Genomic DNA, 24,055 nt, shown 5'->3' with positions numbered 1-24,055 from the left:
GGTTTTTCAATCCGCAAGGCTTTGAAAGGTTGTCGGCGCTGTCAGGAAATTATTGAAGTTTTTTTTCAGATATAAGTACGGCGTCGCAAAACCGCTCTTGCTTCAACCGGCCAGCATCGGATAGGTGAACAGCGCAAAATGCAGCAGGTTCAGCCCGAAGTGCGTGGCGATCGCCGCCGCCAGCCCGCCGAAACGGTAGGCCAGACCATAGCCGACACCCGCCAGACCCGCCAGCAACACCCAGTGCCAGCCTGCGCCCAGATGCGCCAGGGCAAAGATCAGCGACGCCAGCAGCAGGGCGAGGTTGTCGCCGTGGCGCAGGTGTTTGAACAGGCGGCTCAAACCGCCCTGTATATAGCCGCGAAACAGCGCCTCCTCGACCAGCGTCACCAGCAGCAGATTGTTCAGCAGCCACAGCCACGCCTGATCGGGCCACTTTGGCGCCCAGGCAATCATGCCGAACAACAGTGCGCCGCCCAGCGCCAGGACGGCGCTCAAGGTCAGGGCGAGGACGCTGGCGTACACCGTCGGACGCAGCGAGCGTGCCGCGACAATCCACGGGCAGGCGAGCAACAGCCAGAAGCCGATCAGGGGTTTGTCCAGATTCAGGTACATCGCGAACGGCACGGCGTCGTCGGTGAAACGCAGCGGGGCGATGGCCCGGCCGTTGGCGAATCCCGGCAACCAGTGCAGTGCCAGCGACAGCGCGAGGAAGATGAACACGGCATGCCCCAACAGGCGCGCCACCGGCACCTGCTGTTGGCGCACGGCGAAACCGGTCACCAGCAACAATCCGAAGGAGATCAGCGCGAGCCAGCCGAGTTGGCCGAAACTCAACGCCAATCCATAACCGAGGCTGAGAAGTGCCAGATAGAGCCATGGCAACGCCTTCATCGAAAGTCCTTGTGCAGAATTTTGTGGAAGGGCTTTCTACACGGGTGAGGGCGTTGGGACAAGTAAAGGTGTGGCGGGAAACGGTGACACGCCGCAATCCTCTGTGTAGGAGCTGCCGCAGGCTGCGATCTTTTGATCTTGAAACGCCAAAGTCAAAAGATCGCAGCCTGCGGCAGCTCCTACAGGGTTTTATGTGTGGCTGAGGATCAGTGCAGGTTGAGTTTCGCGGCTGCGCGTTCGGTGATCTCCGAGCGCAGTTTCAGCGACGGCGCAGCACGCAGGCGGGCCTCGTCGACAATCGCGCTCGGTGCCGTATCAGGGCTGCCCGAATTGAACGGCGGCGCCGGCGCATATTCCAGTTGCAACTGAATCAACTGCGCCGCCTCGGCCCCCACCAGTTCGGCGGCCAGCACCAGCGCAAAATCGATCCCGGCGGTGATCCCGCCACCGGTAAACAGATTGCCGTCGCGCACCACCCGATCCTGCACCGCAATTGCGCCGAGTTTTGGCAGCAGTTCGTGATAGGCCCAGTGGGTGGTGGCGCGTTTGCCGCGAAGCAGTCCGGCTGCACCAAGCACCAGCGAGCCGGTACAAACCGACGTCACGTATTTGGCCTGCGCCGCCTGACGCTTGATGAACCCCAGCGTCTGCTCATCTTCCATCAGCGGCCCGACCCCGGCGCCGCCGGGCACGCAGATCACATCCAGATTCGGGCAGTCCTCGAAGGTGGTGGTCGGTTTCAGCAGCAGGCCGGTGCTGGCGGTGACCGGCACCAGATCTTTCCAGATCAGATGCACCTGCACGTCGGGCAGCGAGGCCAGCACGTCATAGGGACCGGTCAGGTCGAGTTGCTGCACCTGCGGAAACAACAGAAAACCGATCTGCAACGTCATGATTCTTTCTCCATTTGAGGGGTGGACGGCTTCACTGTAGGCGCGTAGGTTTTGGCGCATACGCCAATCAGCCCACGAATTACGCCAAATGCCGAAAACCATTCACGTACTCGCGTTTGCCAACGTACAAATCCTCGACGTTACCGGGCCGCTGCAAGTGTTTGCCTCGGCCAACGACATCGCCCGTCAGCGCGGCTTGCCCGTGCCTTATGCGCCTTCGGTGATTACCCGCGAGGGCGGGGCGGTGATGTCGTCCGCCGGGCTGGCGGTACTGGCCGAACCGTTGCCACAGCAGGCCAGCGATACCTTGATCATCGCCGGTGGCTGGGGCATTTACCTGGCGGCGGAAGATGTGCCGCTGGTGGATTGGGTGCGCGAGCATGCGGCGAAATGTCGACGCGTGGCCTCGGTCTGCACCGGCGCCTTCCTGTTGGCCGCCAGTGGCTGGCTCGACGGTCGCCGCGTGGTCACCCACTGGACACGCTGCGAGCAACTGGCGCAGCAGCACCCGAAGTTGCAGGTCGAAGCCAACCCGATCTTCATCAACGACGGCCCGGTCTGGACCTCGGCCGGCGTGACCGCCGGCATCGATCTGGCATTGGCGATGGTCGAGGAAGACCTGGGCCGCGACATCGCCCTCGACGTCGCCCGGCATCTGGTGGTGTTCCTCAAACGCCCCGGCGGGCAATCGCAATTCAGCGTGACCCTGGCCCTGCAGAATCAGGGCAATCGCTTTGATGAACTGCACGCCTGGATCGCCGAAAACCTCACCTGCGACCTCGGCGTCCCGACCTTGGCCGAACAGGCCGGCATGAGCGAACGCAGCTTCATCCGCCACTACCGCGCCGACACCGGCCAGACCCCGGCCCGCGCCATCGAGCTGATCCGCGTCGAAACCGCGCGGCGTCTGCTCAGTGATACCGGGTTGCCGGTGAAACGGATTGCGGCCAACTGCGGGTTTGGCAGTGAAGAGACGTTGCGCCGCAGTTTTTTGCGCGCGATCGGGGTGACGCCGCAGGCGTATCGGGAGCGGTTTTCGGTCAGTGCTGGAGCAGATCCAGTAATGCCTTGAGGGTTTGCTGCGGTGCTTCTTCGGGAATGTTGTGACCGACATCGGGCAGCACGCGCCTTTCGTAGGGGCCGGTGAAATGTGCAATGTCTTCATCTGATTCCGGCGCCGGGCCAACCCCGTCATCGGCACCGCACAGGGAGATCGTCGGCACGCTGATCGGCGGTTGTTTGATCAACGCGTCTTCCATCCATTGCAGCGCCGGATCGCCTGCGGCGTACATGAAGCGATGGCGGTAGGAGTGAATCACCACGTCAACGAAGTCTGGGTTGTCGAAGGCCGGTGCGCTCAGCGGATAACGTTCGGCGTTACGTGCCCAGGTCGGTGACCACAATTTCCACAGCAGTTCACAGAACGCCTGCCGATTTTGCGTCAGGCCTGCGACGCCGCGTGGCGTGTGGAAATAGTATTGGTACCAATAGCGGTGTTCGGTTTCGGGATCCAGTGGCCGGGTCGAATTGGCGATGTCCTGCACGTTATAACCATCCCCCGTCACCAACCCGCGCACCCGCTCGGGAAACAAAGCCGCAACGATACAAGCTGCCCGACCGCCCCAGTCGTAACCGCAAAGCGTGGCGTGTTCGATCCCCAGTGCGTCCATCAACTCCAGCAAATCCTGAGCGAGGGCTGCTTGCTGGCCGGAGCGCAGTGTTTCGGGGTGGTTGAAGCGAGTCGGCCCGTAACCGCGCAGATACGGGACGATCACCCGATAACCCTCGGCGGCGAGGACCGGGGCGATTTCGTCGTACGCCCGGGGCGAGTAGGGGAAGCCATGCAGCAATATGACCGCGTCGCCGGTGGACGGGCCGTGCTGTTCAAAGGCTACGTTCAAGTTCGGTGTCAATACGCGTTGAATGTCAGACACGGCAGACTCCACAGCCATTGGGCGTCAGGCAACATTAGACCATTCCTTGGTGGCGAGGGAGCTTGCTCCCGCAGGCCTGCGCAGCAGGTCCACTGGAGCATGGGGTCGCTTCGCAACCCGGCGGGAGCAAGCTCCCTCGCCACAGGGGAGCGTCACTTGCCGGCGTCCGTTCCTGGTCAGCCGAACAGCACCCTTTGCCAATGATCTTCGCTGATGATCGCGATCGGCACGCCGCTGTCTCTCAGCTCAACGGCTTTCTTGATCTTGGTGCCGTAAGAGCTGTGAAGCCACTGATCATTGCCAATGCTCCCCACTACCAAATAGTGAATTTTTTTGCTGACGGAACCGCCAATAAGGCCGCCGCGTTCGAGGATCTGCGACTCACATTCTTTACGTGGCCCATAGGCCATGACGCCTGTAAACAGGAACACCCGATCAATCAGGGATAACTGCGGGGCAGGGTTGTCGAGAGGAAGACTGGTCGGCGCGGCAAACGTGGGTGTTTGTGTTGGTGCGACTGGCAGCCCGGTGAACTGATGCAGCATTTCCAACAGCTCCGCAGACTCGTCGGCGTCCAGAACTCCGTCGCTGAGCATGTCGGCAAGGCGCCTGTAAAGGATGTTCACAACCGGATCATCCAGGTGCACCAAATGGGTTTCAATCCAGGTTCTGAGAAACTCGGCTTCTTGCTGGTTGATCGTGCCGTCTGCGGCAAGCCCGGCTGCGATGCCAATGAGAGCATCGACCGAGCGCCGCTCGATCCTTGCCTGGTGAAAGAACACACTGCTCTGAAATTCCTGATGCAAATCGACCATCGTTGCTTCTCCTTAAGCCTCGGCTTCCGCCACCTGATTGAAATACTTCGTCCGGTCCGGGGTAAACGTCACTCGCATCTTCGTCCGCGAGCAGGTCAGCGAGCGCTCTTCAGCCAGATCAATATCCAGATCCTCACCACGCAAGCCTTGCCACTGCGCCAGGTATTTCAGCGAGCCGTATTTCTCGGTTTTCTTCAGGCTGCGGCTCACGCCTCCTTTCCAGCCGAGCACCGGCAGTTCGCCGGCGAGGCATTGTTGCGCAAGGTCGGGGAAGCGGGTGGCGCGCTGGCGGCCGATTTCCCAGCACTTGATCAGGCCTTTGTCGCAGGCTTCCCAGAGTTGGCTGCGGGTGAGGCCGGTGCGCAGGGGCGTGGCGATGGGACGGTGGACGTGCTGGGTCATTCTGGTTCCTTGAATTCGGGTTTTATTGGACAGCTCCGCTGTGCCCGTTGCGGTGGATGGTAGGGGGGGATGTAACAGGTGGCAACAGGGTATTTCAGGGTGTAAGTGCAGGTTGCGGGGGAGGGATTGGGCGGGGATTGTTTAGACGAAGTAGGGGCTGAATGACCTGGCGTGTGGCGAGGGAGCTTGCTCCCGCTCGGCTGCGAAGCAGGCGCAAAGCCAGACAATGCGGTTCTTCTGGAGAAATGGTGGCGCACGGATTGGGGCCGCTTCGCGACCCGGCGGGAGCAAGCTCCCGCGCAACGCAAGTTCACCAACGTTTATTTTTGTGTAGGAATTCGTCCTGCAAAACCCGAGTTGAAGGGATATTTCCGACAGAGTGCGGCGAAATTACGGCTGCCAAACACTCTTTTCCCCACTCAAACGCCGATCCAGAAAACTCGCCGCACTGATCAGCGCCAGATGCGTCAGCGCCTGCGGGGTGTTGCCCAGATGGCGGCCCTTGCTGTCGAACTCTTCGGCGTACAGCCCCAGCGGGTTTGCGTAGCGCAGCAGTTGTTCGAACTCCAGATGGGCCTTCTCCACCTGACCGGCTCGGGCCAGGCATTCGACGTACCAGAACGAGCAGGCGGCAAACGCGCCTTCGGTGCCGGTCAAACCGTCGATGTTGCCGTCATCGTTGCGATAGCGATAAACCATGCCGTCGCGCACCAGAGTCTTTTCGATCGCTTCAAGGGTCGACAGCCAGCGCGGGTCCTTGGCGCTGACGAAACGCACCAGCGGCATCAGCAGCATCGAGCCGTCGAGCGCGGTGCCGCCCTTGTACTGGACGAAATGCCCGCGCTCCTCATCCCAGAAGTTGTCCCAGATGTCGGCGTAGATCGCCTGCCGGGTCTGATCCCACTGGACGAACGGCGCCGGCAGCGAGCGTTTCGAGGCCAGGCGAATGGCCCGGTCAAGCGCCACCCAGCACATCAATCGCGAATGCAGAAAGTGATGTTGCTCTCCACGCATTTCCCAAATGCCTACATCGGTGGTCTGCCAGGTCTCACACACCTGATCAACCACTTCGCGCACGTGTTTCCAACCTTGGTGGGAAATCGCGTCGCCGTACTTGTTGACCAGATAAACGGCGTCCATCAGCTCGCCGAAAATATCCAGCTGAATCTGGTCGTAGGCGCCATTGCCAATGCGCACTGGCTGCGCGCCGCCATGACCGGACAGATGCGTGAGCTCGGTTTCCGGCAACTCCTGGCGACCATCGACGGCATATAGGATGTTGAGTTTCATCGGTTGGCCGTGGCAATCGCTGACCCGCCCGCGCAGCCAGCCCATGTAGGCGTTGGCCTCGTCGACAAAACCCAGGCGCATGAACGCGTAGACGGTGAACGAGGCGTCGCGGATCCAGGTGTAGCGATAATCCCAGTTGCGCTCGCCGCCGGGGGTTTCCGGCAGGCCGAAGGTGGCGGCGGCGAGGATCGCGCCGTGCTTGCGCGAGGTCAGCAGCTTCAGCGCGAGGGCCGAGCGATTGACCATCTCCCGCCAGCGCCCGCGGTAGTTGGACTGACCGATCCAGTCGCGCCAGAACTTCAGCGTGCGCTCCAGGCACATTTTCGCGCCGTCATCCTTGAAGCGTGGATCGTCGGCGCCACCGAGGACGAATTCGGCGTGCTGATCCTGTTTCAAACTGAAGGAGGCAACGGCCGACTCGCCATCGAGGTACAACGCCTGATCCGCCACCAGCCGCAGTGAGGGCTGACCCTCGGCGCTGAAAATCACCGATTGGTCATCCATCTGCGCCCGGGTATTGGCGCGGGCGTAGTCATGGCGCACCGCGCAGCGCATATGGAAGGTGGCTTGCCCGCTGACCACTCGCACCCGGCGCATCAGCAGCGGCAGGTCATCGACACTGTCGCCGATCGGCAGCAGGTCGGTGATTTCCACCACGGCCTGTTCGCTGAGCCAGCGCGTTTGCAGAACATTGGTGTCGGGCAGGTAGATCTGTTCGCGCCGGGCATCGGGCAAGTCCGGGGCGAGCTGGAAAATCCCCGCCTCGGGCGTGTCGAGCAGCGAACAGAAGATCGACGGGCTGTCGAATTCCGGCCAGCAGAAAAAATCCACGCTGCCCTTGTCGTTGACCAGTGCCGCACTGCGCAGGTCGCCGATGATGCCGTGGGCGTCGATCGGGCTTTGTCGTTCAGGATGATGCTCAGCCATTGCCACGAAACTCCGGATAAAGACTCATGCCGCCGTCGATGAACAGGGTGGTGCCGACGATGTAGTCGGCGGCGTCGGAAGCGAGAAACACCACCGCGTTGGCGATGTCCTCGACATCGCCGATGCGACCGTAGGGGATCAGCTCCAGCAGCTTTTCACCGGCGGCGCCTTCGGTGGCTTCTGTGTTGATCGCCGTACGAATCGCTCCCGGCGCGATGCCATTGATGCGGATGCGCTGCTGGCTGACTTCCTGGGCGAGGGTCTGCATCAATTGATCGACGCCGCCCTTGGACGCCGCATAGTTGACGTGCCCGGCCCACGGAATGCGCTGGTGCACCGAGCTCATGTGAATGATCTTCCCGGCCGCGCGGGACACGCCTTCGCGCACCCCTTGGCGGTTGAAAATCCGCAGCGCGGCGCGGGCGCAGAGGAACTGGCCGGTGAGGTTGACGCCAATCACCGTGTTCCAGTCTTCCAGAGTCATGTCCACCGCCGCGGCATCCTTTTGCAGACCGGAATTGGCCACCAGAATATCCAGCGAGCCAAAGGCATCGAGGGTCTCGGCGAACAGCCGTTCGACTTGGTCTTCCTTTGAAATATCGGCGCCGATGGCCAGCGCCTGGCCGCCGTCGGCAATGATCTGCCGGGCCAGCGCTTCGGCAGGTTCCGCCTGACGGTTGTAATTGATGACGACGGCTGCGCCGGCAGCGGCCAGCGCTTTGGCGGCGGCGTGGCCGATGCCGGCGCTGGCGCCGGTGACCAGTGCCACTTGGCGGGCGAGGGATATTTGCATGCGAAGTCGTGCCTTGAGTGAGGGCCTATTTAGCTGACTGGTCGCAAGCGTGGAGAGTTCAAGAGCAAAGATCAAAAGATCGCAGCCTTCGGCAGCTCCTACATGGAATGCGTTCACCTGTAGGAGCTGCCGAAGGCTGCGATCTTTTGCTCTTCAGGGCCTTCACATTCCACCAACAATTCCCCGCTTCCACGCTCATCAGCCTTTGTGGCAACTTGGCCGCCCCTGATGAGGCTGCAATCCATGGCAAACCCTTACCGCGAATTATTCACCGCCCCCGGCGCCCGTGCTTTTGTTCTGGCCGGGATGATCGCGCGCATGCCGATTTCCATGACCGGCATCGGCGTGATCACCATGCTTTCGCAACTCAAGGGCGGGTACGCGCTGGCCGGTGCGGTGGCGGCGACGTTTGCCCTGGCCACGGCGTTTTGCGCGCCGCAGGTCTCGCGGCTGGTGGATCGTTTCGGCCAGGGCAAAGTGCTGCCGCTGTCGGCATTGATCGGTGGCGGGGCGCTGTTGATGTTGCTGCTGTGCACGCGCTTGCAGGCGCCGACCTGGACGCTGTTCATATTCGCCGCGCTGGCCGGGTGCATGCCGAGCATGTCGGCGATGGTGCGCGCGCGCTGGACCGAGATCTATCGCGGCCAGCCGCAATTGCAGACCGCCTACGCGCTGGAATCGGTGCTCGATGAAGTCTGTTTCATCGTTGGCCCGCCGCTGTCGGTGGGATTGTGCGTGGTGGCGTTTCCCGAGGCCGGGCCGTTGGCCGCGCTGCTGGCGCTGGCGATCGGGGTGACGGCGTTTGTCGCCCAACGCAGCACCGAGCCGGCGGTGCACCCGCAGGAGTCGCAGCATCAGGGTTCGATCATTCGCTCGACCGACGTGCAATGGCTGCTGGCGTTGATGCTTGCCATGGGCGTCATCGTCGGTGTGGTCGATGTGGTCAGCGTCGCCTTCGCCCAGCAGCAGGGCCAGCCGGCGGCGGCGAGCATCGTCTTGTCGGTGTATGCGATCGGCTCGTGTCTGGCCGGGATTGCGTTTGGCGCGATGCGTTCGAAACTGCCGTTGCCGCGCCTGTTTCTCTACGGTGGGGTGGCGACGGCGGTGACCACGCTGCCGCTGTTGCTGGCGAGCAATATTTTCGGTTTGTCACTGGCGGTGTTTGTCGCGGGATTGTTCTTCTCGCCGACGCTGATCGTGGCGATGGCGTTAATCGAGCGCATTGTGCCGCCGGCCAAACTGACTGAAGGCCTGACCTGGCTGGTGACGGGGTTGAGCATCGGCGTGGCGATCGGCGCGGCCGGCTCAGGCGCGTTGGTGGATGCGTTTGGCGCGCGTAGCGGCTTCTGGCTGGCGATTGTGGCGGGGGCGGTGGTGTTGGCGTCAGCGTTTCAGAGTTATCGGCACCTGAAATAAACCGGCTTTGGCGAGCTGTTGTGGTGAGGGAGCTTGCTCCCGCTCGATTGCGCAGCAATCGCAAACCCGTCGGCCCGATTTCAGAACTCATTGAGACTCAGAGCTTGGTACCGCTTCGCAGTCCAGCGGGAGCAAGCTCCCTCGCCACAGTTATTGATACCTTCAGGCGTTTGGTGGTGTTGGTTACCAACCCCGGCCCGAATTCACCCAGAAATTCACCGACAGCGACGTCGATACCGATTCCACCTGATGGAACCAGCCCTCCGGCAGAAACAGCAGATCCCCGGCCTCCAGCGTCACGCGCAGGAATGTCACATCGCGTGCTGCAGGAAAGCGCTCATAGTCAGGTGCGTCGGGGTTGAAGTCACAGCCGTCCAGGCCACCCTTTGGCGCCGTCGACCAGGTGCCCAGCGCCTCGCGGTGATGCGGGGCGGCGAGGGTGAACTGCTTCTGGCCCCAGACCTGCGCGAACAAGTTGTCGGTGTCGTCGCGATGCAGCGGCGTCAGCGTGCCTTTGGGGCCGATCCAGATACGTGGCGGGATGAACAGCGAAGCATCGAAGTACGGCGGGTACTTGATCTGCTGCAGCAATTGCGCCGGCAGGATGTTGTTGCCCATGTAGGCCGGCGGTTCGCCGTCAGCCCGTTTGACTGCCGGTTGGTCCAGCGAGGCAATGAACTCGGCCATCGACGTCGAGCGGAAATCACGTTCGGTGGAAAAGGTCTTTTTCACGTAATCGCCGTGGCGGGTGATGCCCTGCAGTTCGGCGAAATGCACCAGTGATTCTTCGCGACTGAGCTTGAACAGCGGCCAGTCCTGCAAGGCATTGCTGATCACCACCGGGATGCCGTTGGGCAAATACTTGCTTTTGAATTCGCTGACCGACAAATCATTGCGCGCATGGCGCTCGATGCGGGTCTGAACCGGCAGGCCGGCGGTGAGTTTTTCGCTGAAGCGTGGCGGGGTCGGGTAGCGCTTGTTCATGTCGACTTTTTCCACCACTGCGCCACCGTGCATCGCATGCTCGATGATCTGCGGCAGCAGCGTCGCCAGGCCCATGTTGCCGCCGATTTTCAGGCGGCCGCTGGCGAACAGTTCTTCGACATTGACCCTGCCGGCCATGATCCCGAGAAAATCACTCTCGGCGACTTCAATGGTCACGTCGGGGCTGGGGTGGCGACCGGGCGCGGTGCGACTGCTGGCCTTGACCTCCGACCAGTAGGCCTGCTGCGGACCAAACACGAATTGGAAAACGCCTTCGATGCCGACGGCACCGGCATTGGCGAACAACTTGCCCAGGATGCTCTGCAGGTCCACGGTGAATCCTCATTATTGGTTTTGGCCTGAACAGTTAACGAGCGCCTGTTGGCGCAATTTACCGGCGCGCGACTAATTTGCCGGGGGCGTAATCCGTTTCTCTCTACAGACAAATTTTTCGAGGAAAGCCGGGTGAACAAGCTGACCCTGCTGTGCCTGCCGTACTCCGGCGCCAGCGCCATGGTCTACAGCCGCTGGCGGCCAAAACTGCCGCAATGGCTGCAACTGCAGCCGGTGGAGTTGCCGGGGCGCGGCGCGCGTTTCGACGAGCCGCTGCACACAGATATGCGTGCGTTGGCGATGCAACTGGCCAAGGAACTGCGGCCCAATCTCAAGGTGCCGTATGCGTTGTTCGGCCATAGCCTGGGCGCGCTGCTGGCCTGCGAAATCGCTCACGCCCTGCGCATCTTGGGCTGTCCGGAACCGGTGGCGCTGTTTGCCTCGGGCACGGCGGCGCCGACGATGCGCGCCGATTACGATCGCGGTTTTGCCGAGCCGAAAACCGACGCCGAGCTGATCGATCAGTTGCGCACGCTCAACGGCACCAGCGAAGAAGTGCTGGCCAACGCCGAGCTGATGAGCCTGACCCTACCGATCCTGCGCGCGGATTTTCTGCTTTGCGGCAAATTCGAGCCGTTGCAGCGGCCGCTGCTCAACTGCCCGGTGCACGTGCTGGGCGGCAAGGCGGATCGTGCGACCACCGAACAGCTGATCGGCTGGAGCAAGGAAACCCGCGGCAGTTTTTCGGTGGACATGCTCGCCGGCGGGCATTTCTTTATTCATGAGCATGAGGCCAAAGTGCTCAAGGTGATCAAGGATCAACTGGAAGGGCATCATCGTCGGCACAACCTGGCCATCACCGCCTGATCCGCTCCCTGTAGGAGCTGCGGCACGCTGCGATCTTTTGATCCTGATCTTTAAAATCAAAAGATCGCAGCGTGCCGCAGCTCCTACAGGGTTGTGCGATACGACGGAAATTCCCCGCTCTGCCTCCCGCCTGACAGTTGTTCTCATTCGCTAATTTTTCCGGTCTGCATTCGTTTTATAGGGACGACGTGCCTTTGTGCTTCCTGCCTACTGATCCGGATGCTGAGAAATGAATGCTGAAGACTCCTTGAAACTTGCTCGCCGGTTTATCGGGTTGCCCCTGGAAAAGCGCCAGATGTTCCTCGCGGCCCTGCACAAGGAGGGCGTGGATTTCGCGCGGTTTCCGATACCGGCCGGCATCGCAGCCGAGGATCGTCAGGCGCTGTCTTACGCACAGCGCCGCATGTGGTTCCTGTGGCAACTCGACCCGCAGAGCGGCGCCTACAACCTGCCCGGTGCGGTGCGGCTCAGCGGGCGACTGAACCTGGCGGCGCTGGAGCAAGCTTTCGCCAGTCTGGTGGAGCGCCACGAAACCCTGCGTACGGTGTTCCAGCGCCAGGCCGATGATAGCCTGCTGCAAGTGCCGGCCACCGCGCCGCTGCTGATTGTCCGGGAGGACTTCAGCGCATTGGCGGCCAGCGAGCGCGAGCAGGCGGTGATCCGCGCCGCCGAACAGCAGTCGGTGCTGCCCTTTGATCTGGCGGTCGGTCCGTTGCTGCGCGTGACCTTGCTCAAGCTTGCCGAGCAGGAACACGTGCTGCTGCTGACCCTGCACCACATCGTGTCCGATGGCTGGTCGATGAACGTGTTGATCGATGAATTCATCCGTTGCTACGACGCGTTCGACGCCGGTCAGGCGCCGCAATTGCCGCCACTGCCGATCCAGTACAGCGACTATGCGCTGTGGCAACGCCGCTGGCTGGAAGCCGGTGAGCAGGCACGCCAACTCGACTATTGGCAGGCGCAACTGGGCGACGAACATCCGGTGCTGGAATTGCCACTGGATCATTCGCGCCCGGCGATGCCGAGCTATCGCGGCACCCGCTATGAATTCGCGGTCGACGGCCAACTCGCCGAGCAGCTGCGCAGCACTGCGCAACAGCATCAGGTCACTTTGTTCATGTTCCTGCTCGGCGCCTTCAATGCGCTGTTGCACCGTTACACCGGGCAGACCGACCTGCGCGTCGGGGTGCCGATCGCCAACCGCAATCGCGGCGAGATCGAAGGCCTGATCGGCTTCTTCGTCAACACTCAGGTGCTACGCACGCAGCTGCACGGCCAGACCCGGGTCGATGAACTGTTGCGGGCGGTCAAGGAAACCGCGCTCGGTGCGCAGGCGCATCAGGATCTGCCGTTCGAGCAACTGGTCGAAGCGCTGAAGCTGGAACGCAGCCTCAGCCACACGCCACTGTTCCAGGTGATGTACAACCATCAGCCGCACGTCGCCGATATCGCCACCATCAGCACCGCATCCGGCCTGCAACTCGACAGCCTTGACTGGCAGAGTCGCACCACCCAGTTCGACCTGACGCTGGACACCTGGGAGAAGGGCGGCAAGCTCCACGCCGCTCTGACCTACGCCAGCGACCTGTTCGATGCACCGACCATCGAACGCATGGCGCGGCACTGGCTGCGCCTGTTGACGGCGATGGTCGCCGATCCGTCGCAGCGTATTGGTGAATTGCCGCTGCTGGAGGCTGACGAGCAGCGCACCCTGGTGCACGACTGGAACAACGTCCATGCGCAGTACCCGAGCGACACGCCGATTCACCAGTTGATCGAAGCGCAGGTCGCGCGTACGCCGCAGGCACCGGCACTGCTGTTCGGTGAACAGATTCTGAGTTACGCCGAACTGGATGCGCGGGCCAATCGCCTGGCGCATCTGTTGCGCGAACAGGGTGTGCGGGCGGACAGTCTGGTCGGCGTCCGCGCCTTGCGTTCGGTGGAAATGGTCGTCGCGCTGCTGGCGATTCTCAAGGCCGGCGGCGCCTACGTGCCGCTGGATCCCGAGTACCCGCAGGAGCGTCTGGCCTACATGATCGAGGACAGCGGCATTACTTTGCTGCTGACGCAAGAAGCGCTGCTGGCAACGCTGCCGACTGACGGCGTAAACGTCATTACCCTGGATCAGCCAGGACTGCTCGACAGCTATAGCGACAGCCGTCCCGACGTCAGCGTCGATCCGCTGAACCTGGCCTACGTGATTTACACCTCGGGCTCCACCGGCAAACCGAAGGGCGCCGGCAACAGCCACGCGGCGCTGGTCAACCGTCTGTGCTGGATGCAGGAAGCCTATGCGCTGGACGCCAGTGATTCGGTGCTGCAGAAAACCCCGTTCAGTTTCGACGTGTCGGTGTGGGAGTTCTTCTGGCCGCTGCTGACCGGCGCGCGGCTGGTGGTGGCCGCGCCGGGCGCGCACCGTGATCCGCTGCAACTGATCGATAGCATCAACCGCCACGGCATCAGCACGCTGCACTTTGTGCCGTCGATGTTGCAGGCGTTCATCCACGAACCGGGCGTGGAAAGCTGCAGCGGTCTCAAGCGGATTGTCTGCAGCGGTGAAGCGTTGCCGCTGGATGCGCAGCTGCAAGTCTTCGCCAAACTGCCGAACGCCAGCCTTTACAACTTGTATGGCCCGACCGAAGCGGCCATCGACGTCACTCACTGGACCTGTGTCGATGAAGGCGCGGACAGTGTGCCGATCGGTCGGCCGATCGCCAACCTGCGCACCCACGTCCTCGATGCCGAGTTGCTGCCGGTGCCGAGCGGTGTCGCCGGTGAGCTGTATCTGGGCGGCGCCGGGCTGGCGCGCAGTTATCACCAGCGTCCGGCGCTGACGGCCGAACGTTTTGTGCCGTGCCCGTTCCATGACGGCGCGCGTCTGTACCGCACCGGCGACCGTGTGCGGCAGCGTGCCGACGGGGTGATCGAATACCTCGGCCGTCTCGACCATCAGGTGAAGTTGCGCGGTTTGCGCATCGAGCTGGGCGAAATCGAAACCCGCCTGATGCAGCACTCGCTGGTGCGTGAGGCGGTGGTGCTGGTGCAGGGCGGCAAGCATCTGGTGGCTTACCTTGTGCTGGAAAACCCGCAGGCCGACGAGCAGTGGCAGCAAGAGGTCAAGGCGTGGCTGCTCGGCAGCCTGCCGGAATTCATGGTGCCGACCTACCTGATCACCCTCGACAAATTGCCGGTCACCGCCAACGGCAAGCTCGACCGCAAGGCCTTGCCGCAACCGGATGCCGCGCCGCAACAGGCATTCGTGGCGCCACAGGACGCCATGCAGAAAGCCCTCGCGGCGATCTGGGAAGCTGTGCTCGGCCTCGACCGCGTCGGCCTCGAAGACAACTTCTTCGAGCTGGGCGGCGATTCGATCATCTCGATTCAAGTGGTCAGTCGTGCGCGACAGGCGGGGATCCGTATCAGCCCGCGTGACCTGTTCCAGTACCAGACCGTGCGCAGTCTGGCACTGGTCGCGAGCCACGATAACCTGTCCTCGGTAGATCAGGGGCCGGTGACCGGCGACGCCGTGCTCGGGCCGATCCAGCAGGATTTCTTCAGCCGCGCTATGCCGGTGCGCGAGCACTGGAACCAGTCGTTGCTGCTGACCCCGCGTGAGGCATTGAACGCACAATGGCTCGATGCGGCGCTGACGCACCTGATCAATCACCACGACGCCTTGCGCCTGCGTTTTGTCGAAGGCAGCGAAGGCTGGCAACAAAGCCACGGCCCGCTGCTGAACGGCGCTGAGTTGTGGCAACGCGATGCCGAATCTGCCGAACAGTTGCAGGCGCTGTGCAACGAAGCTCAGCGCAGCCTCGACCTGCAAAACGGCCCGTTGCTGCGCGCGTTGCTGGTGACCATGGCCGATGGCTCGCAACGACTGGCACTGATCATTCATCACCTGGCGGTCGATGGCGTTTCCTGGCGGGTGCTGCTGGAAGATCTGCAGCAGGCTTACAAGCAATTGGCGGCGGGCGGCGGCATTCAGTTGCCGGCGAAGACCAGCGCGTTCCAGAGCTGGACGGCGCGTCTGGCGCAGGAAGCGTCGCGCTTCGATGAGCAATTGGGTTATTGGAAAGCCCAGCACCAGGGCGCCGAGGATCTGCCGTGCGACCGCCCGGATGGCAGCCTGCACAACCTGCATGGCGAGAAAATCGAATGGCGCCTCGACGCCGAGCGCACCCGTCAGTTGCTGCAACAGGCGCCTGCCGCCTATCGCACCCAGGTCAACGATCTGTTGCTTACCGCACTGGCGCGCACCATCAGTCGCTGGAGCCAGCAGCCGGGCACGCTGATCGAACTGGAAGGCCACGGCCGCGAAGACCTGTTCGATGATGTCGACCTGACCCGCACCGTGGGCTGGTTCACCAGTCTGTTCGCGGTCAACCTGACCGCCAGCGCTGATCTCGACGGCTCGATCAAGGCGATCAAGGAGCAACTGCGCGCGGTGCCGGACAAAGGTCTGGGTTACGGCGTGCTGCGGCATCTGGCCGCACCGTCGGTGCGCGCCGAACTGGCCGCGTTGCCGCAACCGCGCATCACCTTCAACTACCTCGGCCAATTCGACCGCCAGTTCGACGAGGCGGCGCTGTTCGTGCCGGCTGTTGAAACCAGCGGCGTGGCGCAGGATCCTTCGGCGCCTCTGGGCAACTGGCTGACCGTGGAAGGTCAGGTGTATGGCGGCGAACTGTCGATGAGCTGGGGCTTCAGCCGCGAGATGTTCGACAGCGCCACGGTGCAGCACCTGGTCGATCAATATGCCAGCGAGTTGCAGGCGCTGATCGAACACTGCTGCACGCTACCCATTGCGCAAGCGACGCCGTCGGACTTCCCGCTGGCTCGGGTGACCCAGGCGCAACTGGATGCGCTGCCGGTGCCGGCCGGTCAGCTCGATGATGTCTATCCGCTGTCGCCGATGCAGCAGGGTTTGCTGTTCCACACCCTCTACGAGCAGGCTGCGGGTGAGTACATCAATCAGTTGCGCGTGGATGTGCAAGGTCTTGACCCTGAGCGGTTCCGCGCCGCGTGGCAGGCCACCGTCGATGCGCAGGACATTCTGCGCAGCGGTTTCGTCTGGCAGGGCGAACTGGCGCAACCGCTGCAGATCGTCCACAAACAGGTGCAGTTGCCGTTCAGCATTCTCGACTGGCGTCAGCACGACAATCAGCCGGCAGCCCTCGCGGCGCTGGCCGATGCCGAGCGTCAGCAAGGATTCGATCTGGGCCATGCACCGTTGCTGCGTCTGGTGCTGGTGCAGACCGCTGCCGAGCAATGGCACCTGATCTACACCCATCACCACATCCTCATGGACGGCTGGAGCAACTCGCAGTTGCTCGGCGAAGTGTTGCAGCGCTACAGCGGTCGCACCCCGGCCCATGGCGGCGGGCGTTATCGCGATTACATCGCCTGGCTGCAGCGTCAGGACGCGCAACTCAGTCAGGACTTCTGGAGCGGCCAATTGGCTGTCCTGCAAGAGCCGACCCGACTGGTCCGCGCCGCCACCAGCGGCGAAGGCGACAGCGGCCACGGTGACCATTACCTGACGCTGGACGTGCCGCGCACTCAGGCGCTGGAAGCGTTTGCCCGCCAGCAGAAAGTCACTGTCAACACCCTCGTGCAAGCCGCGTGGCTGCTGTTGCTGCAGCGCTACACCGGTCACGAGGCGGTGGCGTTCGGTGCGACTGTGGCCGGGCGTCCGGCGGATTTGCCGGGCATCGAGCAGCAGGTCGGCCTGTTCATCAACACCCTGCCGGTGATCGGTGCGCCGCGCCCGGACCAAAGCGTTGGCCAATGGCTGCAAGCGGTGCAGGCGCAAAACCTCAGCCTGCGCGACTTCGAACACACGCCGCTGGCGGACATCCAGCGCTGGGCCGGGCAGGGCGGTGAAGCGCTGTTCGACAACATTCTGGTGTTCGAAAACTACCCGGTCGCCCAGGCGCTGAGCCAGGCCGGGCAAGGCCTGACATTCGGTGAGGTCGGCAATCTGGAGCAGACCCACTACGCCCTGAGCGTGGCGGTCACCCTCGGACAGCAACTGGCGCTGCACTACAGTTTCGACCGCAGCCAGTTTGCCGGTGAGGTGATCGAAGGCATCAGTGCTCACCTGCTGCAATTGCTCGAGCAGTTTGCGCTGTCGGCCGAGCGCAACCTTGGCGAAATCGCTCTGGCCAGCGCTGACGAGCATGCCCGCCAGCAAGCCGAAAACCAGCCGCAGCCGTACCCGCTGGACATCGCGGTGCATCAGCGCATTGCCGCGCTGGCGGCCGAGCGTCCGCAGCGCACCGCAGTGATCTTCAACGGTCAGCACTTCAGTTATGGCGAAATCGAGCAGCGTGCCAATCAACTGGCCCACGCGCTGATCGCCCGTGGTGTCGGCGCCGAGACTCGGGTCGGCGTGGCCCTGCCGCGCAGCGAGGCGGTGATCGTCGCGCTGCTGGCGGTGCTCAAGGCCGGCGGTGCCTATGTGCCGCTGGACACCAGTTACCCGCGTGAACGCCTGGCCTATCTGATCGAGGATTCCGGGCTGGCGCTGCTGCTCAGCGATTCGTCGGTGTCGGCGCAATTGCCGGTCGACGAGTCGGTGCCGTTGCTGGAACTGGATCGTCTCGACCTGCGCGAATTGCCGAGCACGGCGCCACAGGTGCCAGTCGATCCGCACAACCTCGCGTACGTGATCTACACCTCCGGTTCCACCGGCAATCCGAAAGGCGTCAGCGTTGCCCACGGCCCATTGGCGATGCATTGCCAGGCCATCGGTCAGCGCTATGAAATGCGCGACAGCGACTGCGAATTCCACTTCATGTCGTTCGCCTTCGACGGCGCCCACGAACGCTGGCTCACCAGCCTGACCCACGGCGCTTCGCTGCTGATTCGCGACGACACGCTGTGGACGCCGGAGCAGACCTACAACGCGATGATCGAACACGGCGTGAGCGTGGTCGCGTTCCCTCCGGTGTACCTGCAACAACTGGCCGAACACGCCGAGCGTGTCGGCAACCCGCCGAAGGTGCGGATCTATTGCTTCGGCGGCGATGCGGTACCGAACGCCAGTTTCGAGCGGGTCAAGCGCGCGCTCGATCCGGACTACATCATCAACGGCTACGGCCCGACTGAAACCGTGGTCACCCCGCTGATCTGGAAAGCCGGGCGCGAGGTGCCATGCGGTGCCGCTTACGCACCGATCGGCAGCCGGATCGGCGACCGCAGCGCCTATGTGCTCGACGCCGATTTGAACCTGTTGCCGCAAGGCATGGCCGGTGAGTTGTACCTCGGTGGTACCGGGTTGGCGCGGGGTTATCTGAACCGTCCGGGGCTGACCGCCGAGCGTTTTGTCGCCGACCCGTTCAGCGCAAATGGCGGCTTGCTCTATCGCACTGGCGACCTGGTGCGCCAGCGTGTCGACGGTACCTTTGACTATCTGGATCGCATCGACAATCAGGTGAAGATTCGCGGGTTCCGTATCGAACTGGGCGAAGTCGAAGCGGCGCTGCAAGCCCTCGACGGCGTGCGCGAAGCGGTGGTCGTGGCGCAGGAAGGCAGCGCCGGCAGTGGCAAGCGTCTGGTGGCCTACGTGGTCGGTGATTCAGCGAGTGCCGAGTTCACCGACCACCTGCGCGCGCAGCTCAAGGCCAGCCTGCCGGCGCACATGGTGCCGGCGTATGTCCTGCGTCTTGAGCGCATGCCGCTGACGCCGAACGGCAAGCTCGATCGCAAGAACCTGCCGAAGCCGGATGTCAGCCAACTGCAGCAAACCTATGTCGCCCCACAGAGCGCGCTGGAGCAGCAACTGGCGGCGATCTGGCAAGACGTGCTCAAGCTTGAGCAAGTGGGTGTCAGCGACAACTTCTTCGAACTGGGCGGCGATTCGATCATCTCGATTCAAGTGGTCAGCCGGGCGCGGCAGGCCGGGATTCGCTTCAGCCCCAAAGACCTGTTCCAGCACCAGACGATTCAGGCCTTGGCCACGGTCGCGCAGACTGGCGAAGTCGTGCAGCCCATCGATCAGCGCGCGCAAACCGGCGAAACCGCGTTGCTGCCGATTCATCAGACATTCTTTGCCGAGGCGATTCCCGACCGTCACCACTGGAACCAGTCGGTGATGCTCAAGCCGACGCAGGCGCTGGACGCTCAGGTACTGGAGCAAGCGCTGGATGCGCTGGTGGTTCAGCACGACAGTTTGCGTCTGGATTTTGTCGAGCAGGCCGCTGGCTGGTCGGCGCATTACCGCGACGTCGCCACGCAAGCGGGGGAAACCATTCTCTGGCAAGTCGAGGTCGCTGATCTCGCCGCCCTTGAGGCGCTGGGCAACAAGGCCCAGCGCAGCCTGCAACTGAGCGGCGGTTCGCTGATCCGCGCGGTGCTGGCGAACCTGGCTGATGGCAGTCAGCGCCTGTTGCTGATCGTTCATCACCTGGTGGTCGATGGCGTGTCGTGGCGGATTCTGTTCGAAGATCTGCAAAACGCCTATCGCCAGCTCCGCGCAGGTAAGCCCGTGCAATTGCCGGCGAAAACCAGTGCGCTCAAAGCCTGGGCGGCGGCGTTGCAGGACTACGCCAAAACCCCGGCGTTACAGGCCGAACTGGGCTTCTGGCAGCAGCAGTTGCAGGGCGCTTCGGCGGCCTTGCCTTACGACCGTCCGCAGGGTGGGCAGCAACACGATCAGGCGCTGACTCTGCGCAGCAAACTCGATCAGACCCTGACCCGGCAGCTGCTGCAGGAAGCTCCGGCGGCCTATCGCACCCAAGTCAACGACCTGTTGCTGACCGCGCTGGCGCGGGTGCTGGTGCGCTGGACCGGTGACGACAATGCGTTGGTGTTGCTTGAGGGCCATGGTCGCGAAGACCTGTTCGAACACATCGATCTGACCCGTACAGTGGGCTGGTTCACCAGCGTATTCCCGGCACGCCTGGCACCGGCCGCCGAACTCGGCACCTCGCTCAAGCAGATCAAGGAACAGCTGCGGGCGATCCCCCACAAAGGCATCGGCTTCGGCGCACTCGCGCACCTCGGTGATGAGTCGGCGCGTGCCACCCTGCAAGCCTTGCCGGCGCCGCGCCTGACCTTCAACTATCTTGGCCAGTTCGATGGCAGCTTCGCTGCCGCCAGCGATGCTCTGTTCGTGCCGACCAGCGAGTCCGGCGGCGCAGAGGTCAATCTGCAAGGGCCGCTGGGCAATCCGCTGGCGCTTAACAGCAAGGTGTTCGGCGGTGAGCTGGACCTGAGCTGGACCTACAGCGGCGCGATGTTCGACACAGCCACCATTCAGCGTCTGGCCGACGACTATGTGCAGGAACTGACCGCGCTGATCGGCCACTGCTGCGACACTGGCAACCGTGGCGTGACGCCGTCGGACTTCCCGCTGGCGCAACTGTCGCAAGCGCAACTGGATGCGCTGGTGCTGGAACCGCAAGGCATCGACGACATTTATCCGCTGTCGCCGATGCAGCAGGGCATGCTGTTCCACACCTTGCTCGAACACGGCAACGGCGACTACATCAACCAGATGCGCCTGGACGTCGACGGTGTCGATCCGCAACGCTTCCGCGCAGCGTGGCAGGCGGCGGTGGATGCGCATGACATCCTGCGCAGCGGCTTCTTCTGGCAAGGCGATCTGCCGCAACCGGTGCAAGTGGTGCAGCGTCAGGTCGAAGTGCCGTTCAGCGTGCTCGACTGGCACGGCAGGACTGATCTGGAGGCAGCGCTGCAAACCCTCGCTGATGAAGAGCGCGCACTGGGTCTGGACCTGAGCTGTGCGCCGCTGATGCGTCTGGTGCTGGTGCGCACGGCAGCCGAGCGTTATCACCTGATCTACACCAACCATCACATCCTGATGGACGGCTGGAGCAGCGCGCAGTTGCTCGGCGAAGTGTTGCAGCACTACAGCGGCGAAGCGGTCGCCCGTGGCGCAGGTCGCTACCGCGATTACATCGCCTGGCTGCAACGTCAGGATGGCGCGGCGGCTGAAGCCTATTGGTTGGCGACGCTGGGCAATCTGCAGGAGCCGACGCGTTTGGCCAATGCCATCGCGCGGCCGCAGGCCGGTTTGCCGAGCGTGGGTTACGGCGATCATTACCAGGTGCTGGACGCTGAGCTGAGCCAGCGCCTGGGCGAGTTTGCCCGGGCCGCGAAAGTCACCGTCAACACCGTGGTGCAAGCGGCGTGGCTGCTGCTGTTGCAGCGCTACACCGGCAAGGATTGCGTGGCGTTCGGCGCCACCGTCGCCGGGCGCCCGGCAGACCTGCCGGGTGCCGAAGCGCAGATCGGCCTGTTCATCAACACGCTGCCGGTGATCGCTGCGCCGTCCGCGCAGCAGAGCGTGATCGCCTGGCTGCAAGCGGTGCAGGCGCAGAACCTCGCCTCGCGCGAGTTCGAACACACGCCGCTGGCGGATATTCAGCGCTGGGCCGGGCAGGGCGGTGACGCCTTGTTCGACAGCCTGATGGTGTTCGAGAACTACCCGATCGGCGAAGCACTGGAGCGTGGCGCGCCGCAGGGTCTGCGCTTCGGTGCGGTGGCCAATCAGGAGCAGACCAGCTATCCGCTGACCCTGCTGGTGAACATGGGCGCGCAACTGTCGGTGCATTTCAGTTATCAGCGCGACAGCTTCGCGGCGGCCAGCGTGGCGCAGCTGGGCGCGCACCTGCAGCGTCTGCTGAGCCAGATGGCGGATGCCGGTGAGCGCACGCTCAGCGCGCTGGACCTGATCGAACACCGCCCGCTAGTGAGCACCGACTTCTCCACCGAGCAGTGCATCCATCAAGCCATCGCCCGTCAGGTGGCGGCGACCCCGGATGCCTTGGCGGTGACCTTCGCCCATACGCAACTGACTTACGCCGAGCTGGACGCGCAGGCCAATCGTCTGGCGCACAAACTGGTCGAGCTGGGCGTCGGTCCGGAAGTGCGCGTGGGCGTGGCCATGCCGCGTTCCGAGCAGTTGCTGATTGCCTTGCTGGCGGTGCTCAAGGCCGGTGGTGCGTATGTGCCGCTGGATCCGGACTACCCGGCGGATCGCGTGGCTTACATGCTCGAAGACAGCCGGGCGCGGGTGTTGCTCACCGAACAGGCGGTTGCCTCGACCCTGAGCGTGCCGGGCGATACGCAAGTGCTGCTGATGGATCAGCTGTCACTGAGCAGCTATTCGACTGTTGCACCACAGACTGCGGTGCAACCGGACAACCTTGCCTACGTGATCTACACCTCAGGCTCCACCGGCAAACCGAAAGGCGTGGCGATTGCCCATCGCAACGTCATGGCGCTGATCGACTGGTCGGCCAAGGTCTACAGCCGCGAGGACATTCAAGGCGTGCTGGCCTCGACGTCGGTGTGCTTCGACCTGTCGGTCTGGGAGCTGTTCGTCACGTTGGCCAACGGCGGCTCGCTGATCATCGCGCGTAATGCCTTGGAGCTGGCGCAACTGCCGGCCCGCGATCAGGTGCGCCTGATCAACACCGTGCCATCGGCGATCGCCGCGCTGCAACGTGCCGGGCAGATTCCGCCAAGCGTGCGCATCATCAACCTGGCGGGTGAGCCGCTGAAACAAGCGCTGGTGGAGGCGTTGTATCAGCAGTCGACGGTCGAGCACGTCTACGACCTGTACGGCCCGTCGGAAGACACCACCTATTCGACCTGGACCCGCCGCAGCGCCGGTGGTCAGGCACGGATCGGGCGTGCGCTCGAGCACAGCGCCAGCCATCTGCTGGATGCCGATCTGCACGCGGTGCCACAAGGCGTTTCGGCCGAGCTGTACCTGTCCGGCGCCGGCATCACGCGCGGTTATCTGGGGCGTGCGGCGATGACCGCCGAGCGCTTTGTGCCGAATCCTTTCGTCGGCAACGGCCAGCGCATGTACCGCACCGGCGACCTGATTCGAGAGCGCGAGGAGGGCGAGCTGGAGTACATGGGCCGGATCGACCATCAGGTGAAAATTCGTGGATTCCGCATCGAACTGGGGGAGATCGAGGCGCGATTGCTCACGCAACCGGCAGTCAGCGAGGCGGCGGTGCTGGCCGTCGAAAGCGACACCGGCGCGCAACTGGTGGCGTATGTGGTCGCTCCGCAACTGGAGATGCACGACGGGGACGCGCAGCGGCAACTGCGCGAGGGACTAAAGACTGGCCTCAAGTCTTCGTTACCTGACTACATGATTCCCGCGCACCTGCTGTTCCTTGAGCAGTTGCCACTGACCCCCAACGGCAAACTCGACCGCAAGGCCCTGCCGGCGGTCGATGCCAGCCAGATGCAGGCCGCCTATGTCGCGCCGCACAGTGAGCTTGAGCAGCAGGTCGCGGCGATCTGGCAGCAAGTGCTCGAAGTGCAACGCATCGGTCTGAACGATCACTTCTTCGAACTCGGCGGGCACTCGCTGCTGGCGGTCAACGTGGTGTCGCGCATGGCCCTTGAACTGGGCCTGACGCTGACCCCGCAACTGTTATTCCAGCACCCCGTCCTGAGCGATTTTGTCGCTCGACTCGATACAGGAGGCGGGGCAATCAACGAACAGAAACT

At 63.1% G+C, this 24,055-nt stretch carries 12 protein-coding genes (1 of these 12 only partly in view); 4 read left to right on the top strand and 8 right to left on the bottom strand.

What is annotated here, in order from left to right:
- Nucleotides 1-102: 102 nt before the first annotated feature.
- Both ACU680_RS14405 and inhA read right to left on the bottom strand, forming a co-directional pair.
- Nucleotides 103-894 (bottom strand): CPBP family intramembrane glutamic endopeptidase, encoded by a 792-nt coding sequence (locus ACU680_RS14405; protein WP_448179792.1) that lies wholly within the window; start codon nucleotides 892-894, stop codon nucleotides 103-105.
- Nucleotides 895-1,100: 206 nt separating this feature from the next.
- Complete coding sequence (gene inhA, locus ACU680_RS14400; protein ID WP_367083990.1) at nucleotides 1,101-1,787, bottom strand: isonitrile hydratase; 687 nt, start codon at nucleotides 1,785-1,787, stop codon at nucleotides 1,101-1,103.
- A gap of 88 nt (nucleotides 1,788-1,875) precedes the next feature.
- On the opposite strand from inhA, the gene ACU680_RS14395 reads away from it, so the two are divergent.
- A complete protein-coding gene (locus ACU680_RS14395; RefSeq protein ID WP_367083991.1) occupies nucleotides 1,876-2,859 on the top strand; it encodes a GlxA family transcriptional regulator in 984 nt (327 codons plus the stop codon).
- Here ACU680_RS14395 and ACU680_RS14390 read toward each other — a convergent pair.
- From ACU680_RS14390 to ACU680_RS14370, 5 genes are all read right to left on the bottom strand, one after another.
- Entirely contained in the window at nucleotides 2,828-3,739 is a 912-nt protein-coding gene (locus ACU680_RS14390) for an alpha/beta fold hydrolase (protein WP_448179791.1), read from the bottom strand. The genes ACU680_RS14395 and ACU680_RS14390 overlap by 32 nt on opposite strands.
- Nucleotides 3,740-3,897: 158 nt before the next feature.
- A complete protein-coding gene (locus tag ACU680_RS14385) occupies nucleotides 3,898-4,536 on the bottom strand; it encodes a BRCT domain-containing protein (RefSeq protein ID WP_448179790.1) in 639 nt (212 codons plus the stop codon).
- 12 nt (nucleotides 4,537-4,548) lie between these two features.
- On the bottom strand, nucleotides 4,549-4,938 hold the full coding sequence (locus ACU680_RS14380; RefSeq protein WP_367083993.1) for a hypothetical protein: 390 nt from the start codon (nucleotides 4,936-4,938) through the stop codon (nucleotides 4,549-4,551).
- Between the two features lie 390 nt (nucleotides 4,939-5,328).
- A complete protein-coding gene (locus ACU680_RS14375) occupies nucleotides 5,329-7,155 on the bottom strand; it encodes a glycoside hydrolase family 15 protein (protein WP_448179789.1) in 1,827 nt (608 codons plus the stop codon).
- Nucleotides 7,148-7,948 (bottom strand): SDR family oxidoreductase, encoded by an 801-nt coding sequence (locus tag ACU680_RS14370; RefSeq protein ID WP_448179788.1) that lies wholly within the window; start codon nucleotides 7,946-7,948, stop codon nucleotides 7,148-7,150. The genes ACU680_RS14375 and ACU680_RS14370 overlap by 8 nt, the downstream gene beginning before the upstream one ends.
- Nucleotides 7,949-8,191: 243 nt before the next feature.
- Between ACU680_RS14370 and ACU680_RS14365 the strand changes: the two genes are divergently transcribed.
- A complete protein-coding gene (locus ACU680_RS14365) occupies nucleotides 8,192-9,364 on the top strand; it encodes an MFS transporter (protein WP_448179787.1) in 1,173 nt (390 codons plus the stop codon).
- 183 nt (nucleotides 9,365-9,547) lie between these two features.
- Here the strand turns inward: ACU680_RS14365 and ACU680_RS14360 are convergent, their stop codons facing one another.
- Nucleotides 9,548-10,681 (bottom strand): cupin-like domain-containing protein, encoded by a 1,134-nt coding sequence (locus ACU680_RS14360; protein ID WP_448179786.1) that lies wholly within the window; start codon nucleotides 10,679-10,681, stop codon nucleotides 9,548-9,550.
- A 132-nt stretch (nucleotides 10,682-10,813) separates the two neighbouring features.
- Here ACU680_RS14360 and ACU680_RS14355 point away from each other — a divergent pair, with 132 nt between their 5' ends.
- Nucleotides 10,814-11,548, top strand: coding sequence for a thioesterase II family protein (locus ACU680_RS14355; protein ID WP_448179785.1), 735 nt, complete (start codon nucleotides 10,814-10,816; stop codon nucleotides 11,546-11,548).
- Between the two features lie 229 nt (nucleotides 11,549-11,777).
- Nucleotides 11,778-24,055, top strand: partial view of a non-ribosomal peptide synthetase gene (locus tag ACU680_RS14350; RefSeq protein ID WP_448179784.1) — the 5' portion only. Its footprint extends 43 nt past the window's final position; 12,278 of the gene's 12,321 nt are visible here — the first part of the coding sequence; it begins with the start codon at nucleotides 11,778-11,780; its stop codon lies off the right edge, out of view.

It is taken from the genome of Pseudomonas sp. LF020 (genome assembly GCF_053456425.1).
The sequence above is the reverse complement of the archived record's forward strand: the minus strand, read 5'-3'. Positions and strand labels throughout refer to the sequence as shown.

Bases quoted from the DNA above. Each gene is read 5' to 3' on its own strand.
- inhA (WP_367083990.1), bottom strand. From the start codon at position 1,787: ATGACGTTGCAGATCGGTTTTCTGTTGTTTCCGCAGGTGCAGCAACTC.
- ACU680_RS14390 (WP_448179791.1), bottom strand. From the start codon at position 3,739: ATGGCTGTGGAGTCTGCCGTGTCTGACATTCAACGCGTATTGACACCG.
- ACU680_RS14385 (WP_448179790.1), bottom strand. From the start codon at position 4,536: ATGGTCGATTTGCATCAGGAATTTCAGAGCAGTGTGTTCTTTCACCAG.
- ACU680_RS14395 (WP_367083991.1), top strand. From the start codon at position 1,876: ATGCCGAAAACCATTCACGTACTCGCGTTTGCCAACGTACAAATCCTC.
- ACU680_RS14380 (WP_367083993.1), bottom strand. From the start codon at position 4,938: ATGACCCAGCACGTCCACCGTCCCATCGCCACGCCCCTGCGCACCGGC.
- ACU680_RS14375 (WP_448179789.1), bottom strand. From the start codon at position 7,155: ATGGCTGAGCATCATCCTGAACGACAAAGCCCGATCGACGCCCACGGC.
- ACU680_RS14405 (WP_448179792.1), bottom strand. From the start codon at position 894: ATGAAGGCGTTGCCATGGCTCTATCTGGCACTTCTCAGCCTCGGTTAT.
- ACU680_RS14370 (WP_448179788.1), bottom strand. From the start codon at position 7,948: ATGCAAATATCCCTCGCCCGCCAAGTGGCACTGGTCACCGGCGCCAGC.
- ACU680_RS14365 (WP_448179787.1), top strand. From the start codon at position 8,192: ATGGCAAACCCTTACCGCGAATTATTCACCGCCCCCGGCGCCCGTGCT.